Source organism: Microbacterium halotolerans, assembly GCF_003569805.1.
Taxonomy (GTDB): Bacteria; Actinomycetota; Actinomycetes; order Actinomycetales; family Microbacteriaceae; genus Microbacterium; species Microbacterium halotolerans.
In genome coordinates, this window is record NZ_KZ984051.1 from 971,606 (window position 1) to 988,514 (window position 16,909).

The following is a 16,909-nucleotide window of genomic DNA, read 5'->3' on the forward strand; positions in this document are numbered from 1 at the left end:
GCCGCGCTCAGCGCGTTCAGCGGGAGAAGCGGACCTCCGTGAGGGACTCCCCCAGGAAAGCTTCATCGCGCTGGGCGCCGTCGAAGACGAAGCCGCGCTTGGTGTAGAAGCTCTCGCCGCCCGGGTAGTTCTGTGCGATCCAGCCGTACAGCGGCTCGTCGCCGTCGACGACGGCGTCGAACAGCGCGCGGCCGATGCCCTTGCGGTGCCACGAGTCGAGCAGGAACACGAAGTACAGTTCGCGCGGGGCAGGGGCGTCGTCGTCCCTTGCGGGGCCGGAACCGGCGAAGCCGACGATCTCGCCGTCGACGAGGGCGGCCGCATGGCGGTGCTCGTCGCCGCGGGAGGCGTAGTTCGACCACAGGTCCGCGAGACGGCGAGGGGACACGGCCTCGAGGGCTGCGGTGGAGATCATGCCGTCGTAGGTCTCGTGCCACACCTTGGCGTGGACGCGACCCATGGCCTGGGCGTCGACATCTCGGATCGGTCGGATGAGCACGTCGTTGGTGTCCATGGGGCAGAGCCTAAGGCGCGGTCCCTGGTGCGCGAAATCCACATTCCTGCGCACATAAATCGTAGTGTTGAGGTATGTCGACGCTCGATGATGCCCACCCCGGAAAGGACATCGTCGACGAGGCGATCGCCCTGGCCAGGAAGTGGGTCTCGAAGTCCGCCGACGCGGCACCCGATGCCGCGGCGGAGCGGCTCGCCGGTGTGCTCCGCGACGACAACGGGCTCGCCTTCACCGTCGGCTTCGTCGATGGAGTGATGCGCCCCGAGAGCCGCACGGCAGCCGCGCACAGCCTCGCCCGCGTCGCGCCGCTGGCCCCGAGATTCCTGCCGCCGCCGATGCAGGCCGCCGTGCGCCTCGGGGGCATGGTGGGTCCGCTCGCCCCCGCCGCCGTCGTGCCGATCGCTCGGCGTGTGCTGCGTTCGATGGTCGGGCACCTGATCGCCGACGCCCGTCCGGACAAGCTGGGCCCTGTGCTCGAGAAGATCCGCGAGGACGGCGAGAGGGTGAACCTCAACCTTCTCGGCGAGGCCGTGCTGGGCGAGAAGGAGGCGCAGCGGCGCCTCGCCGGCATCAGGCAGCTGGTGGAGCGCGACGACGTCGACTACGTCTCCGTGAAGGTGTCGAGCGTGATGAGCCACGTCTCGATGTGGGCGTTCGATGAGATCGTCGACAGGGTCGTAGAGCGGCTCACCCCGCTCTACGAGCTCGCCGCCGGCAACGGCACCTTCCTCAACCTCGACATGGAGGAGTACCGCGACCTCGACCTCACGATCGCGGTGTTCACGCGCCTGCTCGAGAAGGAGCAGCTGCGCGACATGCACGCCGGGATCGTGCTGCAGGCCTACCTGCCCGATGCGCTTCCCGCGCTCCGCGAGCTCACTGCGTGGGCCGGGCAGCGGGTCGACTCGGGCGGCGCTCCGATCAAGGTGCGCCTGGTCAAGGGGGCGAACCTCGCGATGGAGCACGTCGAGGCCGCCGTGCACGACTGGTCGCTGGCGACCTACGGCACCAAGCTCGACACCGACGCCAACTACATCAGGTGCCTCGACGAGGCCATGCGGCCCGAAGCCACCCGCGCCGTGCGCATCGGCGTGGCCGGGCACAACCTGTTCGACATCGCCTACGCATGGCGTCTCGCGAACGAGCGCGGCGTGACGGACGATGTCGAGTTCGAGATGCTGCTCGGCATGGCGCAGGGCCAGGCACGGGCGGTCGCCGAGACGGTCGGGCCCATCCGGCTGTACGTGCCCGTCGTCGCGCCGGCGGAGTTCGATGTCGCGATCAGCTACCTGGTCAGACGTCTCGAGGAGAACGCCTCGAATGAGAACTTCCTCTCGGTCGCATTCGATCTGGTCACGCATCCGGATCTGTTCGAGCGGGAGCGGGAGCGCTTCGTCGAATCCGTGCGGCGCTCGGGCGCGCACGACCTCCTGATCGGGCCGAACCGCCGTGCCAGGCCCGGCCACCTCGATGAGCCGAGAGCGACAGCCGACCCGGATGAGCCGCTCACGCAGGCGGTGCTCGACCTCCAGCGCGGCCACGGTGATCCGGAGGACGAGGCGGGGCCGACGCGCAACGACACATTCGTCGAGACGGCCGAGTTCCAGACCAGGGCGGTGACGGAGGGCGGTGCGCCGGGCTTCCACAACGCCCGCGACACCGACCCGGCACTGCCGGAGAGCCGCGAATGGGCGCGGCGGATCCTGGCCAGGATGGCCACGTCGACGCTTGGTGAGGAGCGCGTGCTCTCGGCACGGGTCACCACGAGCGCCGAGCTGACCAGCCGTGTGCTCGGCGTGCGCTACGCCGCCGCGTCGTGGGGGGAGCGGCCGGCGTCCGAGCGTGCCGAGATCCTGCGCCGCGCGGCCCGCGCGCTCGAGGCGCACAGGGCCGACCTGATCGAGGTCGCTGGCTCCGAGACCGGCAAGGTGCTCGCCGAGTCGGACATCGAAGTCAGCGAGGCGATCGACTTCGCGAACTACTACGCCGCGAACGCGGGGGAGCTCGACCGTATGCCTGGCGCGCGGTTCGTTCCCGCCGCCGTCACAGTCGTGGCTCCGCCGTGGAACTTCCCGCTCGCGATCCCCTCCGGCGGCGTGCTGGCGGCGCTCGCTGCGGGATCCGGCGTCGTGTTCAAACCCGCCCCGCAGGCGCGCCGCTGCGGTGCCGTGATCGCGGAAGCGCTGTGGGAGGCCGGCGTGCCGCGCGACGTGCTCGAACTGGTCGATCTCGACGAGGGTGAACTCGGACGCGAGCTGATCGAGCATCCGGATGTCGAGCGCGTGATCCTCACCGGATCGATCGAGACGGCGAAGCTGTTCCGCTCGTGGCGGCCTCAGCTGCCGGTGCTCGCCGAGACCAGCGGCAAGAACGCGGTGATCATCACGCCGTCCGCCGACCTCGACCTGGCCGCGGCGGATGTCGTCAGGAGCGCGTTCGGGCACGCCGGACAGAAGTGCTCAGCGGCATCGCTGGCGATCCTGGTCGGTCCTGTCGGCCGCTCGAGGCGGTTCGCGCGGCAGCTCGTGGATGCAACGAGGTCGCTGCGGATCGGCCCGCCGTCCGACCCGCTCAGCGAGGTCGGCCCTGTGATCGAGGTGCCGACGGGCAAGCTGGAGTGGGCGCTGAACACGCTCGACGAGGGCGAGCGCTGGCTCGTGAAGCCGCGAGAGCTGCCCGGCGGCGGCGGGCGGTACTGGACCCCCGGCATCCGGGTCGGTGTGAAACCGGGCTCGCGGTTCCATCTCGAGGAGTTCTTCGGCCCCGTGCTGGGCATCATGCACGCCTCGTCGCTGGACCAGGCGATCCGGATGCAGAACGCCGTGGACTTCGGTCTCACAGCCGGCCTGCACACCCAGGACCCGCGCGACCTCGAGGAGTGGGTCGACCGAGTCGAGGCCGGGAACCTCTACGTCAACCGCGGCATCACCGGTGCCGTCGTGCAGCGTCAGCCGTTCGGCGGGTGGAAGCGCTCCTCGGTCGGGCCAGGCACGAAAGCCGGCGGGCCCAACTACCTGATCGGTCTCGGCACCTGGCGCGGCACCTCGGGCGGGCAGGCGTCGAGGTCGCTGCATCTGCGCGGTCTCGACACCCGCATCGCCTCGCTGATCGAGGCCGCGCAGCCGAGCCTGCCGTACGCCGGCTTCGAATGGCTGCGTCGGGCGGCGCTGGCCGACGCGCTGGTGTGGGATCGCGAGTTCGGCAAGATCAAGGACGTCTCAGGGCTCGGTGTGGAGCGCAACCTGTTCCGCTACCGGCCGGTGCCCGTCGCGGTGCGCTGCACGATCGACGCATCGTGGCACGAGCTGCTGCGTGTCATGGTCGCAGGCGTGCGCGTCGGCAGTCACTTCTCGGTCAGTCTTCCTGAGGGCATGCCGCGCGAGGTGCACCGCGAGCTGACTGCGCTGGGCGTGCCCGTGCATGTCGAGGGCGACGATGAGTGGATCCGTCGTGTGAATCCGCGTGCCGATGAGGCAGAGGATGATGACGCTCCGGATGACGCGCGGACGGATGCGGAAGCGGACGACCTCGCGGTCGACGGGATGGTGCCGTCGGCGCGGACCGAGCCCACGGACGAGATTCCGGAGGTCACGACCGCGCACGCGATCAATCCGGATGCGGCGCAGGGCGGCGATCTGGTCGCCGCAGGTGCGCCCGCCGACATCGAAGACGAGGAGGAGGACGACACGCCCGAGCTGCGCCGTCCGCCGCGGGTGCGACTCGTCGGGCCGCGGGAGTCGGTCGAGCGTCTGCACACGAGGCTCGCCGAGGCGACGGCGGGTGATCCGGATCTGGCCGTGTACGACGGCGAGGTCACCACGGCCGGCCGCCTCGAGCTGCTCCCATTCCTGCAGGAGCAGGCGATCTCGATCACCGCCCACCGCTACGGCAACCCCGACCCCACCTTCGACGAGGTGATCTGACCAGGGCGTGCGCCCGTCGGCGCGTCCGGCGACCTGAGGCGGTTCCCGGCTGGGCGTGGCAGAATGGTTCCGGCGTGCTCGTGCGTAGGCGTTCAGTTGCTCCGCCGGGCCCCAGGACTGCGTCCGCCACCGTTTCACGACGAGGAGCGTCAATGTCCCAAATGGCCCCTGCCCCCCAGGCCCCCGCACAGCGCACGATGCGCACGCGCCGGTTCCTGATGTGCCGGCCAGAGCACTTCACGGTGTCCTACTCGATCAATCCGTGGATGCATCCGGATGATCCGACGGACACGTCACTGGCCGTGCGCCAGTGGCAGGCGCTCTACGACGCCTACGTCGCGCTCGGTCACGAGGTCGAGCTGATCGACGACGTCGACGGCCTGCCCGACATGGTCTACACGGCCAACGGAGGGTTCGTTCTCGACGGCGTCGCCTACGTGCCGAAGTTCCGGCACGCGGAGCGCCGCGGTGAGGAGGAGCTGTTCGCCGGATGGTTCCGCGAGCACGGCTTCGGGGTGGTCGAGCCGGAGTTCACGAACGAGGGTGAGGGCGACTTCCTGCTGGCGGGCGACGTGATCCTCGCCGGTCGCGGCTTCCGCTCGGACGACGCCAGTCACGGTGAGCTCGAGCGGATCTTCGGTCGGCCGGTCGTGTCGCTGACGCTCACGGACCCGCGGTTCTACCACCTCGACACCGCGCTGGCCGTGCTCGACACCGTCGTCGCCCCCGGCGAGACGCCGATGATCGCCTACCTGCCCGGCGCCTTCGACGACGCCAGCCGAGCCGAGCTGGAGCGGCGGTTCCCCGACGCCATCCGGGTGTCGGACGCCGACGGTGATGCGTTCGGGCTGAACGCATCGAGCGACGGCCTGCACGTGTTCTGCTCACCGCGCGCCACGGGCTTCCAGGAGCAGCTGCGCGAGCGCGGCTACGAGCCGGTGCCGATCGACCTGTCGGAGCTGCTGCTCGGCGGCGGCGGCATCAAATGCTGCACGCTGGAGCTGAGGGGAGCCGCATCATGACGCAGGAGACGCACGTTGCGCGAAACTACGCACCGCTCGACGTCACGATCGCGTCGGGCGAGGGCACGTGGGTGACCGATGTCGAAGGACGCCGCTACCTCGACATGCTCGCCGGCTACTCCGCGCTCAACTTCGGCCACCGGCATCCGGAACTCGTCGCGGCGGCCACGGAGCAGCTCGGGAAGGTCACCCTGACCAGTCGCGCGTTCCGCTCCGACAGGCTCGAGCCGTTCGCCGCAGCCCTGGCGGAGCTGTGCGGCAAGGATCTCGTGCTGCCGATGAACACCGGGGCGGAGGCAGTCGAGACGGGGATCAAGGTCGCCCGAGCCTGGGGCTACCGCGTCAAGGGCGTCGCCCCAGAGCGCGCGAAGATCGTCGTCGCCCACGGCAACTTCCACGGCCGCACCTCGACGATCGTGAGCTTCAGCGACGACGCGTCGGCGCGAGACGACTTCGGTCCGTTCGCGCCGGGTTTCGTGTCCGTGCCTTTCGGCGACATCGATGCGCTGACCGAGGCGATCGACGACGAGACCGTCGCCGTCATGATCGAGCCGATCCAGGGCGAGGCTGGCGTGATCGTGCCGCCGGAGGGATTCCTGCGCCGCGTGCGCGAGGTGACCGACGAACGCGGCGTGCTCTTCGTCGCCGACGAGATCCAGTCGGGCCTCGGCCGCACCGGCGAGACGTTCGCGTGCGATCGCGAGGGCGTCGTGCCGGATCTGTACCTGCTCGGGAAAGCGCTCGGCGGCGGCATCGTGCCGGTGTCGGCCGTGGTCGGCGACGAGAGCGTGCTCGGCGTGCTTCGCCCGGGGGAGCACGGCTCGACGTTCGGCGGCAATCCGCTCGCCGCGGCCGTGGGCCAGCGGGTCGTGCAGCTGCTCAGCGACGGACGGTTCCAGGAGCGCGCCCGCGCACTCGGCGAGCATCTCGACGCTCTGCTGTCCGGCCTCGTCGGCTCCGGTGTGGCGTCGTACCGCCGAGTCGGGCTGTGGGCCGGTGTCGACATCGACGAGTCGGCGGGAACCGGCCGCGAGGTGACCGAGGCACTGCTGGCCCGCGGCGTGCTCGCGAAGGACACCCACGGCCAGACGGTCCGCCTCGCTCCGCCGCTGACGATCCGCGCATCCGAGCTCGACTGGGCCATCGAACAGCTCAAGCTCGTCCTCACCCGCTGAGCATCGGCGGGTTCCACCGCCCGCGAGGTGCCTGGAGTTCGCCGAGATGCCCCGGGATGGTTGCGGTTGTGAACCATCCCGGGGCACTTCGGGAGCGATGTCGCTCGCGTGCGTGCGAGGTGACATCCTGGCCCGTTCGGAGCTCGCCTCGGTGAGGGGCTACGCTCGGAACATGGCACGCATTGTGGTGGTCGGCGACGCACTCATCGATGAGATCCACGACGAACTCGGTACGCGCGAGTTCATCGGAGGAGCGGCGCTGAACGTCGCCGTCGGCATCGCCCGCCTCGGCGAAGACGTGACCCTGGTCGCGATGGTGGGCGACGACGATGCCGGTGCGCAGATCCGGGCTCATCTCGCCGAGCACGGCGTCGAGCTGATCGCGACGGACTCGCCGCACGGCTCGGCCCGCGCGATCAGCACGCGCGTGAACGGCGAGCCGACGTACGTCTTCAACGAGGCGTCGCAGCAGCGGCACATCGCGTTCTCAGATGAGGCGGTGGCAGCGGTCGAGGCGGCCCCGGTCGTGGCGCTCAGCTGCGTCGCGCTGGACTCCGCAGCGCAGATCGCTGAGTTCGACCGGGCGCTCAGCGGTGCGCGCATCGCGATCGACCCGAATCCGCGTGGGGGGATGCTGCTCGACCGAGATGACTTCGTCGCCGGGTTCGAACGCGTTGCGGCGGCCGCGGAGTTCGTGAAGGTCGGCGAGGACGACGCCGCGCTGCTCCGGATGGGGTCGGTGGACGACCTCGAGGCGCACCTGCGCTCCAGCGGCGTGCCGACCGTGCTGGCCACCCGCGGCTCCGAGGGCGCGACGATCGTGACCTCATCCGGAACCTTCGATCGACCGATCGCGGACCTCCCCGGCGACGTCGTCGACACCATGGGCGCCGGTGACTCGATGTTCGCGGTCTTCGTGGCGGCGCTCGCCGCATCGGACGCACCCGACTGGCGCCGCACGTTGGAGCGCGCCCAGCTCATCGCCGCAGCGACGTGCCGCGCCGAGGGCGCCCTGCTGCAGCTCCCGTAGCGCCGCTCGCAGAACCGGCCGGAGCGACGCCTAGTCGGAGAGCTGACCGAGAGTGCGGGGGCGCACGACCAGCCACAGCGCGAGGATGCCGAGCACCGAGCAGGCGATCATGATCGACGCCATCGACAGCGGTGTGATGCCGCCGGTGATGCCGGCCACGACGCCGACGAGAGGTGAGATGACGCCGGCGATGCCGTTGTTCGCCGCGCCCAGCACGCTCGCGGCGGTGCCTGCGGCATCCGGATGACGGTCCAGCGCGAGCACCTGAGCGCACGGGAGGGTGAAACCGCACGACGTCATGAACACGAACAGCGGTGCGATCACGCCCCACGGGCCGTCGATGAGCGCCGCGCACACCGGGATCGCGATCGCGGAGACCAGCAGCATCCCGGTCGAGAACGCGAGCACCCACTGCGGACCGTAGCGGGCAGCCAGTCGTGCCGCGACCTGGTTGCCCGCGATCAGGCCGAGCGAGTTCACGGCGAAGACCAGGCCGTACTGGACGGTCGACAGGCCGTAGCCGGTCTGGAACAGGAACGACGAGGACGACAGGTACGAGAACAGCCCCGAGAACGTCATCGCGCCGATCGCGAGCACACCGACGTACACGCGGTCGGTGAACACGACGCGGTAGCGGTGCCGGATGGAGGTGTTGCCGGATGAGACGCGGTCGTCCTTCGGGCGCGTCTCGGGCAGCGCGAACAGGGCGCACACGAGGATGAGCGCTCCGTAGCAGGCGAGCACGACGAAGATGCCGCGCCACGGCAGCACCAGCAGCAGGCCGGAACCGATCAGCGGCGCGATCACCGGTGCGACGCCGGTGACGAGGGCCAGGCGTGAGAGCATGATGACCAGGCGCCGGCCGGCGAACAGATCTCGCACCATCGCCATGGCGACCACGGCTCCGCCGGCTGCGCCGATGCCCATCAGCACGCGGGTGATGCCGAGCACAGCGAGGTCAGGCGAGAAGATCGCGCAGGTGCTGGCGATGAGGTGCAGCGTCGTGGCGATCAGCAGCGGGGTGCGACGCCCGATCATATCGCTGAGCGGGCCGACGATCAGCTGGCCGAGAGCGAATCCGACCATGGTGCCAGTGAGCGTGAGCTGCACGGCGCCTGCGGTCGTGTCGAACTCGCTCTCGAGGGCGGGGAACGCGGGCAGGTAGAGGTCGACGGTGAACGGGCCCAGCGCCGTGAGAGCACCGAGCAGCAGCACGTACGCGAAGCGACGTCCGGCCGAGAGCTTGTCGCCCGGATGCACATGGGCGGTTTCGCGGGAGGCCTCGCGCACGTACTCCGGAACCGAGATCGACCCGGTCGGGATCGCGATCAGACCGGTGGCCGTGGGGATCGCATGCGTCTCGGTGCGGGGTTCGCGGGCGCGCCTGTCGTGGGCGTCGCGCGGTTCGCGCACCTCATCCGGTGTCACGGCATCCTTGGCATCGCCTGGCTGCTCGCGTCGGGCTGCGCCCTGGTCGCCGTCACGGGGTGCGTCGTCGCTGTCGCGGTGATCGCTGGTCACGGGCACTCCTCATGGCTGGTGGACGGCTACCCCTGACGCTATCGCGACCCGCCTGGCGAGAGCCAGCATGCCGGAGCGCGCCCGCTCACCGGAACCCCGCGAGGGAGGCCGCCGAGATGCGCACGTTTTCGACATCCGGACGTTGAAACCTGCGCATCTCGGCGAGAAAGGCGCATCTCGGCAGCCGGGAGTCAGGGGCGGGGGAGGTAGCGGTACACGTCGAAGGTGCGGGCGACGACGGCTCGCAGGGAGTCGAGGTCGCCGTCGACGATTCCTGCGGCGCGTGCCTGGATGAGCAGGTTGCCGACGGCGGTCGCCTCCACGGGGCCGGCCTCGACCGGGACGCCCGCGCGGTCGGCGGTGAGCTGGCAGAGCAGCTCGTTCAGCGACCCGCCTCCGACGATGTGGATCGTCTCGACCGGCACGCCCGACAGCTCCGACGCCGTGCGCACGGCGCCGGCGAAGGCCTCGGCGAGGCTCTCGATGATCGAACGGGCGAACTCCGGCTTCGTACGCGGCACGGGCCGACCGTGCTCTGCCAGCCACACGGCGATGCGCTCCGGCATGCCGCCGGCCGGCATGAACACCGGGTCGTTCGCGTCGAAGACGCCGACGGCGCCGTCGACCTGCGCCGCTTCGGTGAGGAGCTGCTCCAGATCGATCCGCTCGCCGTCGCGCTCCCACTCCCGGATGGTCTCGCTCAGCAGCCAGAGTCCCATCACGTTGTGCAGGAACCTGGTGCGCCCGTCGACCCCGCCCTCGTTGGTGAAGTTCGCCTCGCGGGCGGCGTCGGTGAGCACCGGATGCTCGGTCTCGACGCCGACGAGGCCCCAGGTGCCGCACGAGATGTACGCGGCGCGGTCGGCCTTCATCGGCACGGCGACCACGGCCGATGCGGTGTCGTGCGACCCGACCGCGACGACGGGGGCGCTGCCGCCCAGTTCCTTCGCCACGTGCGGGAGGAAGGAGCCGACGCGCTCGCCGGGGGCGACGAGCCGCGGCAGCACGCGCTCAGGCACGCCTATCCGTGCGGCGAGCTCGGTGTCCCATTGCTTCGTCGTGACGTCGAGCAGCCCCGTCGTCGACGCGTTCGTGCTCTCGGCGACCCGCTCGCCCGTGAGCAGCCAGCCGAACAGGTCCGGCATCAGCAGCACGGCATCGGCCGCGTCGAGCATGCCGTCCTGCCGCTCGCACGCCAGCTGGTACAGGGTGTTGAACGGCAGGAACTGCAGCCCGTTGCGCCGGTACAGCTCCTCGAACGGCACCGCCGCGTGCACGGCCTCGACGCCGCGGGCGGTCCGTTCGTCGCGGTAGTGCATCGGCGTGGAGAGCATCCGATCGCCGCGCAGCAGTGCGTAGTCGACCGCCCACGAGTCGACGCCGATCGAGGCGACATCCGGGGCCGCGGCGAACGCCTCGCGCAGTCCGGTCATCGCGCCGCGGTACAGGGCGAACAGGTCCCACTGCATGCCCGACGGTGTCGTGACCGGATCGTTCGCGAACCGCCCGACCGTGTCCATCCGGAGCTCGTCGCCGTCGAAGCTGCCGACGATCACGCGCCCGCTCGTTGCGCCGAGGTCGACTGCGGCGACGGACGTCATCGGGCCGCCTCCGACACAATGCAGTCAGCTCCCGCGGCAGCGGCGGAGATCGTCCCGAACCGACCGCTCGAAGCGCGGATCGACTGCGTTGTGTCGCGGCGTGCGTGCTTTCCTCTGTCGGCGACCGTCGATGTCATCAGATCTCCTCGTGGGTTGTGGGCTCGGCGGCTGTCGCGAGTTGCTTTCGAGGCGGCCGCCGCACGGATCAGCGGACGAACGCCTGCGCGACGCCGGAGTCGACCGGAATGTGCAGCCCGGTCGTGCGGCTCAGCTCGGGCCCGGTGAGCACGTACACCGCGTCCGCGACGTTCTCCGGAACGACCTCGCGCTTGAGGATCGTGCGGTTCGCGTAGAACTGACCGAGCTCCGACTCGTCGATGCCGTAGGTCTTGGCGCGGTTGGCGCCCCAGCCGCCGGCGAAGATGCCGGAGCCGCGCACGACGCCGTCCGGGTTGATGCCGTTCACGCGCACGCCGTGCTCGCCCAGCTCGACCGCGAGCAGCCGCACCTGGTGGGCCTGGTCGGCCTTGGTGGCGGAATAGGCGATGTTGTTCGGCCCGGCGAACACCGAGTTCTTCGACGAGATGTAGACGATGTCGCCGCCGAGCCCCTGCTCGATCAGAGCCTTCGCCGCGGCCTTCGATACGAGGAACGAGCCCTTCGCCATCACGTCGTGCTGCAGATCCCAGTCGGCGGCTGTGGTCTCCAGCAGCGACTTCGACAGCGAGAGCCCTGCGTTGTTGACCACCAGGTCGACGCCGCCGAAGGCGAGCAGCGCCTGGTCCATCGCGGCCCGCACCGCCTGTTCGTCGGCGACGTTCGCCGCGACGCCGATGGCGACGTCGCAGCTCCCGAGCTCTGCCGCGGCGGCACGGGCCTTGTCGAGGTCGAGGTCGGCGATGACGACGCAGGCTCCCTCGGCGGCCAGGCGGGTCGCGATGGCCTTGCCGATGCCGGATGCCGCTCCCGTCACGAAGGCGATGCGGCCGGCGTGGGTCTTCGGCTTCGGCATCCGCTGAAGCTTGGCCTCTTCGAGCGCCCAGTACTCGATCCGGAACTTCTCCTCGTCCGAGATCGGTGCGTAGGTCGACAGCGCCTCAGCTCCGCGCATCACGTTGATCGCGTTGACGTAGAACTCGCCTGCCACGCGGGCGGTCTGCTTGTTCTTGCCGTAGCTGAACATGCCGACCCCGGGCACCAGCACGATCAGCGGGTCGGCGCCGCGCATGGCGGGGCTGTCGTCCGTCGCGTACGCGTCGTAGTAGGCCGCGTAGTCGGCGCGGTAGGCCTCGTGCAGCTCCTTCAGCCGTGCGATCGAATCCTCGACCGACGCATCGGCCGGCAGATCCAGGATGAGCGGCTTGACCTTGGTGCGCAGGAAATGGTCGGGGCAGCTGGTGCCGAGTGCGCCCAGTGACGGGGCCTTCTCCGAGGCGAGGAAGTCGGTGACGACCGCGTCGTCGGTGAAGTGCCCGACCATGGGGGCGTCGTGCGAGGCGATGCCCCGGATGGTCGCGGCCAGCGCCGCCGCCTTCTCACGGCGCTCGGTCTCGGGCAGCGCTTCGTAGCCTGAGCGCACGGCGCCGAACGGGTCGGCCTTGCCGTTCTCCGCGATGTATGCGGCCGCGGTGTCGATGATCCAGAGCGAGTTCCGCTCGCTCTCCTCGCTGGTGTCGCCCCATGCCGTGATGCCGTGGCCGCCGAGCACACAGCCGACCGCCTGCGGGTTCTCCTTCTTGATCGCGGCGATGTCGAGTCCGAGCTGGAAACCCGGGCGGCGCCACGGCACCCACACGACCTTGTCGCCGAAGATCTTCCCCGTCAGCTCCTCGCCGTCTGCGGCGGTCGCGATCGCGATGCCGCTGTCGGGGTGCAGGTGGTCGACGTGCGCAGCGTCGACGAGGCCGTGCATGGCCGTGTCGATCGACGGCGCCGCACCGCCTGACCCGTGCGCGCAGTAGTCGAACGCGGCGACCATCTCGTCCTCGCGGTCGATGCCGGGGTAGACGTTCACCAGCGCGCGCATCCGGTCGAGGCGGAGAACGGCGAGGCCCTTCTCCTCGAGCGTGCCGAGGTCGCCGCCCGAGCCCTTCACCCAGAGCAGCTCGACGGGCTCGCCGGTGACGGGGTCGGTCGCCGTGCCCTTCGCCGACGTGTTGCCCCCGGCGTAGTTGGTGTTCTTCGGGTCGGAACCGAGTCGGTTCGAACGCGCGATCAGATCGGCGACGGCGGGGTTGGTCGGTGCATCGGTGGTCATGAGGCTCCCTGTTTGTTTGTGTTGATTCTTACAGGAAACAACAAGCTTGACAACCCGGATGCCATCCCCCGCCGGTGAACACTCCGCCCACCGTCGCTCAGGTGCGGGAGGACGCCGCTTTCCCGCGGGGTCGGCGGCACTCTTACGCACCTGAGCGGCTATCGGATGCTGACCAGGCCGCGGAAGGGAGCCAGGCGGGGGTCTGACGGGTCGAGCTCCGTGATGAGCGTGTCGATCTGGCCGGTCGACAGAGTGGCGGCGGTGGAACGGCCGCCGAGCTTGGCCGAGTCGAGGCACAGCACGACGCGATTGCTCGCGCGCGCGAACACCTGCTTGACCTGGCTCTCGATCAGCGACACCTCGCTGGTGCCATGCTCGGCGTCGAACCCCGTCGAGGACAGGAAGAAGAGCTTGTACAGCATCGACGCGGCGCCGGCGCAGGCGACGGGGCCTACGAGGCTGCCGGTCGACGGCTCCGCCTCCCCTCCTGTCAGCACGGTCTGACCCGCGTGCGCCGCGCGGAGCGCGACGTAGTTGTCGATCGAGTTCGTGGCGATCGTCAGCTTCGGCCGTGCATCGAGATTGGCGGCGATGGTGCCGACCGTGCTCGACGCATCGAACGCCACAGCGCCGGTCGTCGGCAGCAGATCCGCGGCCTTGCGCGCGATGACCTGCTTCGCGCGCGGTCGGGTGGCACGGCGCTCATCGAAGTGGCGGGGTCGCTCGATCGCGACGGCGCCTCCCCGTACGCGTCGCAGCTGACCGGACAGCTCGAGTTCGTCGAGGTCGCGGCGCACCGTCATCTCCGACACGTCGAGCTGTGCGGCGAGGTCGGTCAGGCGAGCGGCGCCCTCGGTGTCGACTGCAGCCAGGATCGCCGACCTGCGCTGTTCGCCGTCGACCGTTCGGTTCGTCGCCATGCGGACTCCTGTTCGAATCTGTTATGTTTCACACCGTAGTTCACGATATCGAGGATGTCATTCACGTGACGCCCGGGATGAACCGTGGCGGACGAGCGCAAAGGAGCGGAGGGTCGAATGGCTCAACGGGGTACGGCGGGGCACTTCGCCGCGATCGATCTCGGCGCGACGAGCGGCCGCGTGATCCGAGGCGTCGTGAGCCGAGACAGAATCGAGCAGGTCGAGGCATCTCGGTTCGCCAACCGCCCCGTCATGCTCGACGGCACGCTGCACTGGGACGTGCTCTCGCTGTGGCGCGGCGTGATCGACGGGCTCTCCCATGCGGTGAGGGACGCCCCGCAGCTGAGGTCCGTTGCGGTCGACACCTGGGGCGTCGACTACGGGCTGCTCCGCGACGGCAGGCTGATCGCGAACCCCGTGCACTACCGAGACGCCCGCACGGCGGACGAGCTCGAGCGCGTGCACGCAGCGATGCCCGAGGCGGATCTCTATGCCCGCACCGGTGTCGAGCCGCTCGCGATCAACACGATCTACCAGCTGGCGGCCGAGGTGCGCGGCGGGCTGCTCGACGTCGCCGACACGGTGCTGCTCACTCCCGACCTGTTCTCATACTGGCTCAGCGGCGCAGCGGTGGCGGAGCAGACCATCGCATCGACGACCGGTCTGCTCAGCGCGGCTACCGGAGACTGGGACGACGGCGTGCTCGCAGCCCTCGGACTGTCGCGCGATCTGCTGGCGCCGATCACCCGGCCGGGCGAGCGCATCGGTGCGCTGCGCAGCGACGTCGCCGCACAGATCGGTGCGACGAACCCGATCGACGTGATCGCCGTCGGCGCGCACGACACCGCGTCTGCCGTGGTCGCCGTGCCCATGCCGGCCAGCGGAGGTGCGTTCATCTCGTGCGGCACGTGGGGACTGGTCGGCGTCGAACGCCGTGCCCCCGTTCTCACGCCGGAGGCGCTGGCCGCCGGTGTGACGAACGAGCGCGGCGTCGACGATCGGTTCCTCACGATGCGCAACGGCATGGGCCTGTGGATCCTCAGCGAGACCCAGCGCTGCTGGGAAGCGGAGGGCGAATCGGCGGACATCCGGATGCTCCTGGCCGAGGCAGAGGACGCGCCCGTCGATGTGACGGTGTTCGACGTCGAGGACGCGCGTTTCCAGCCACCGGGCGACATGCCGGCCCGCATCGCCGCGTGGTGCGCCGAGCACGATCTGCCCGCTCCGGTCGGTCGGGGCGCGGTCGTGCGCTCGATCATCGAGTCGCTCGCCCAGGCGTTCGCCGAGGCGGTCGCCGAGATCGGCGCGCTGAGCGGCGAGCCGGCGACGCAGATCAACGTGGTCGGAGGCGGATCGCGCAACGAGCTGCTCTGCCAGCGGCTGGCCGATCGCTCGCAGCTGCCCGTTCTCGCCGGCCCCGTCGAGGCCACGGGGCTCGGCAGCCTGCTCGTGCAGGCGAGAACCGCCGGAGTCGTCGACGGCACGATCGAGGACCTCCGCGACATCGTCATCCGGACGTTCTCACCGAGGCTGTTCCGCCCGCGCTCGCTCTGACGGGCGCCAGACATTCCGCTTCAGATGAAGGAGACATCATGACCGCAGTGCTGAGACCGGGGCTCGTCGGCGAAGAGCTCGTCGATCTCACCAGGCGACTGGGTGAGCCGGCGCGCGACCTCGTGATCCTCGCGGAGGGGAACACGAGCGAGATGATCGACGACGACCGGATCGTCGTGAAGGCATCCGGATCATCGATGCGCGACGCGCAGCCCGAAGCCTTCGTGTGCGTCGACCTTGCACCGCTCGTCGAACTGCTGCGCGACCCGGATGCCGACCAGGCGCGGCTCACAGCGGAGCTGACGGCGGGCGAGGCCGACGGGCGCGAGGTGCGCGCGTCGATCGAGACGCTCGTGCACGTCGCAGTGCGGGCTGTGGCCCCTGTTCGGTACGTGGCGCACACCCATCCCACGGATGTGGTCGCTCTGCTGTCCAGCACGAACGCCGAGCAGGCCTTCGCCGAACCCGTCTACACCGACGAGCTGATGACGCTCGGACGCCCGCTGTACGTGCCGTATGCCGTTCCGGGCATGAACCTCGGCCGGGTGTTCCTCGAGCGCCTCGAGGCCTACCAGCACGCGCACGGCGAGCTGCCGTCGCTCGTGCTGCTCGGCAACCACGGCATCGTCGCGATCAGCGAGACGGCCGCGGGAGCCGAATCGATCTCGCTGATGGCCGTCAAGAGCGCACGCGTGCGCTCCGGGGCGCACGCCTTCGGCGGCCTCGCCCCGCTCACCGGCACCGAGCACTACTTCGACCGCCCGGACTTCGCCTCCCGCCGCGCAGAGCTCGCGGGGAAGGGCGAGTAGCGGCGAATCACTCCAGGTTCGTGTGGCGGGCGCGCATCGCCTCCGCGTCGTCGCCGCGCAGATCGCGCACGCGGCGGGTGATCAGGTCGACCAGCACGAACATGCCGATCTCATACGCGCTGCCCATCGGCAGCGCAGCGTCGCTGCCGGCGTCGCGCGCCATCGTCTGCGCATCGATCACGAGCACCTCGTCGGCGCGGTCGGCCGGCTCGATGTCGGGTTCGGCGGTCAGATACAGGATCTTCGCGCCCGCCTGCTTCGCCGTGTCGGCGATCGCGGTGACCATTGAGATCCGGCCCGGCCCGCAGCTGAGGATGACGAGGTCGTCCTCACCGAGGTGCGGCACCGTCATCTCGCCGACGGCGTGGGCGTCGACCCCGGCATGGAACAGCCGCATCACGAGGCCCTTCATCACCAGCCCTTCGCGCCCGCCCGCATAAGCGGCGACACTGCCGGCGTCCGCGATCATCCGGGCGGCACGGTCGAGGGATTCGGGCGGCACGCTCTCCACGGCCGAGGCGACCTCGGCGACGGCGCGGGCGGCTTCACGGGTCACTGTCATGGGAGCTCTCCTTCTCCTGGC

The 16,909-nt window shown here is 70.0% G+C and carries 12 protein-coding genes; 6 read left to right on the plus strand and 6 right to left on the minus strand.

Annotated elements, in window-relative coordinates:
- Positions 1–16: 16 nt before the first annotated feature.
- Positions 17–514, minus strand: a complete 498-nt coding sequence (locus DZG09_RS04420) for a GNAT family N-acetyltransferase (protein ID WP_119696465.1) — start codon at positions 512–514, stop codon at positions 17–19.
- Between the two features lie 74 nt (positions 515–588).
- On the opposite strand from DZG09_RS04420, the gene DZG09_RS04425 reads away from it, so the two are divergent.
- The 4 genes from DZG09_RS04425 to DZG09_RS04440 all read left to right on the plus strand — a co-directional run bounded on the left by DZG09_RS04425 (position 589) and on the right by DZG09_RS04440 (position 7,664).
- A complete protein-coding gene (locus tag DZG09_RS04425) occupies positions 589–4,437 on the plus strand; it encodes a proline dehydrogenase family protein (RefSeq protein WP_240423686.1) in 3,849 nt (1,282 codons plus the stop codon).
- Positions 4,438–4,589: 152 nt separating this feature from the next.
- The gene (ddaH, locus tag DZG09_RS04430) at positions 4,590–5,459 is read left to right on the plus strand and encodes a dimethylargininase (RefSeq protein WP_119696466.1); all 870 of its coding nucleotides are present in this window, start codon (positions 4,590–4,592) and stop codon (positions 5,457–5,459) included.
- Positions 5,456–6,634 carry an ornithine--oxo-acid transaminase gene (gene rocD, locus DZG09_RS04435; RefSeq protein WP_338039978.1) on the plus strand — a complete coding sequence of 393 codons (1,179 nt, stop codon included), beginning with the start codon at positions 5,456–5,458 and terminating at the stop codon, positions 6,632–6,634. The genes ddaH and rocD overlap by 4 nt, the downstream gene beginning before the upstream one ends.
- A gap of 172 nt (positions 6,635–6,806) precedes the next feature.
- Complete coding sequence (locus DZG09_RS04440; RefSeq protein WP_119697385.1) at positions 6,807–7,664, plus strand: PfkB family carbohydrate kinase; 858 nt, start codon at positions 6,807–6,809, stop codon at positions 7,662–7,664.
- A 30-nt stretch (positions 7,665–7,694) separates the two neighbouring features.
- Here DZG09_RS04440 and DZG09_RS04445 read toward each other — a convergent pair whose 3' ends face one another.
- From DZG09_RS04445 to DZG09_RS04460, 4 genes are all read right to left on the minus strand, one after another.
- Complete coding sequence (locus DZG09_RS04445) at positions 7,695–8,972, minus strand: multidrug effflux MFS transporter (protein WP_240423843.1); 1,278 nt, start codon at positions 8,970–8,972, stop codon at positions 7,695–7,697.
- A 404-nt stretch (positions 8,973–9,376) separates the two neighbouring features.
- The gene (locus DZG09_RS04450; RefSeq protein ID WP_119696468.1) at positions 9,377–10,786 is read right to left on the minus strand and encodes a rhamnulokinase; all 1,410 of its coding nucleotides are present in this window, start codon (positions 10,784–10,786) and stop codon (positions 9,377–9,379) included.
- A gap of 205 nt (positions 10,787–10,991) precedes the next feature.
- Positions 10,992–13,043 carry a bifunctional aldolase/short-chain dehydrogenase gene (locus DZG09_RS04455; RefSeq protein ID WP_119696469.1) on the minus strand — a complete coding sequence of 684 codons (2,052 nt, stop codon included), beginning with the start codon at positions 13,041–13,043 and terminating at the stop codon, positions 10,992–10,994.
- A 158-nt stretch (positions 13,044–13,201) separates the two neighbouring features.
- Positions 13,202–13,963: a DeoR/GlpR family DNA-binding transcription regulator gene (locus tag DZG09_RS04460; protein ID WP_119696470.1), complete on the minus strand. Its 762-nt coding sequence runs from the start codon at positions 13,961–13,963 to the stop codon at positions 13,202–13,204.
- Between the two features lie 117 nt (positions 13,964–14,080).
- On the opposite strand from DZG09_RS04460, the gene DZG09_RS04465 reads away from it, so the two are divergent.
- Both DZG09_RS04465 and DZG09_RS04470 read left to right on the plus strand, forming a co-directional pair.
- Complete coding sequence (locus tag DZG09_RS04465) at positions 14,081–15,517, plus strand: rhamnulokinase (protein ID WP_119696471.1); 1,437 nt, start codon at positions 14,081–14,083, stop codon at positions 15,515–15,517.
- 38 nt (positions 15,518–15,555) lie between these two features.
- Complete coding sequence (locus DZG09_RS04470) at positions 15,556–16,326, plus strand: class II aldolase/adducin family protein (RefSeq protein ID WP_119696472.1); 771 nt, start codon at positions 15,556–15,558, stop codon at positions 16,324–16,326.
- A 7-nt stretch (positions 16,327–16,333) separates the two neighbouring features.
- Here DZG09_RS04470 and DZG09_RS04475 read toward each other — a convergent pair whose 3' ends face one another.
- Positions 16,334–16,888, minus strand: coding sequence for a phosphoheptose isomerase family protein (locus DZG09_RS04475; RefSeq protein ID WP_119696473.1), 555 nt, complete (start codon positions 16,886–16,888; stop codon positions 16,334–16,336).
- Positions 16,889–16,909 lie beyond the last annotated feature (21 nt).

Excerpts from the sequence above, each read along its gene's own strand:
- DZG09_RS04420 (WP_119696465.1), bottom strand. The coding sequence starts at position 514 with ATGGACACCAACGACGTGCTCATCCGACCGATCCGAGATGTCGACGCC.
- DZG09_RS04425 (WP_240423686.1), top strand. The coding sequence starts at position 589 with ATGTCGACGCTCGATGATGCCCACCCCGGAAAGGACATCGTCGACGAG.
- ddaH (WP_119696466.1), top strand. The coding sequence starts at position 4,590 with ATGTCCCAAATGGCCCCTGCCCCCCAGGCCCCCGCACAGCGCACGATG.
- rocD (WP_338039978.1), top strand. The coding sequence starts at position 5,456 with ATGACGCAGGAGACGCACGTTGCGCGAAACTACGCACCGCTCGACGTC.
- DZG09_RS04440 (WP_119697385.1), top strand. The coding sequence starts at position 6,807 with ATGGCACGCATTGTGGTGGTCGGCGACGCACTCATCGATGAGATCCAC.
- DZG09_RS04450 (WP_119696468.1), bottom strand. The coding sequence starts at position 10,786 with ATGACGTCCGTCGCCGCAGTCGACCTCGGCGCAACGAGCGGGCGCGTG.
- DZG09_RS04455 (WP_119696469.1), bottom strand. The coding sequence starts at position 13,043 with ATGACCACCGATGCACCGACCAACCCCGCCGTCGCCGATCTGATCGCG.
- DZG09_RS04460 (WP_119696470.1), bottom strand. The coding sequence starts at position 13,963 with ATGGCGACGAACCGAACGGTCGACGGCGAACAGCGCAGGTCGGCGATC.
- DZG09_RS04465 (WP_119696471.1), top strand. The coding sequence starts at position 14,081 with ATGGCTCAACGGGGTACGGCGGGGCACTTCGCCGCGATCGATCTCGGC.
- DZG09_RS04470 (WP_119696472.1), top strand. The coding sequence starts at position 15,556 with ATGACCGCAGTGCTGAGACCGGGGCTCGTCGGCGAAGAGCTCGTCGAT.
- DZG09_RS04475 (WP_119696473.1), bottom strand. The coding sequence starts at position 16,888 with ATGACAGTGACCCGTGAAGCCGCCCGCGCCGTCGCCGAGGTCGCCTCG.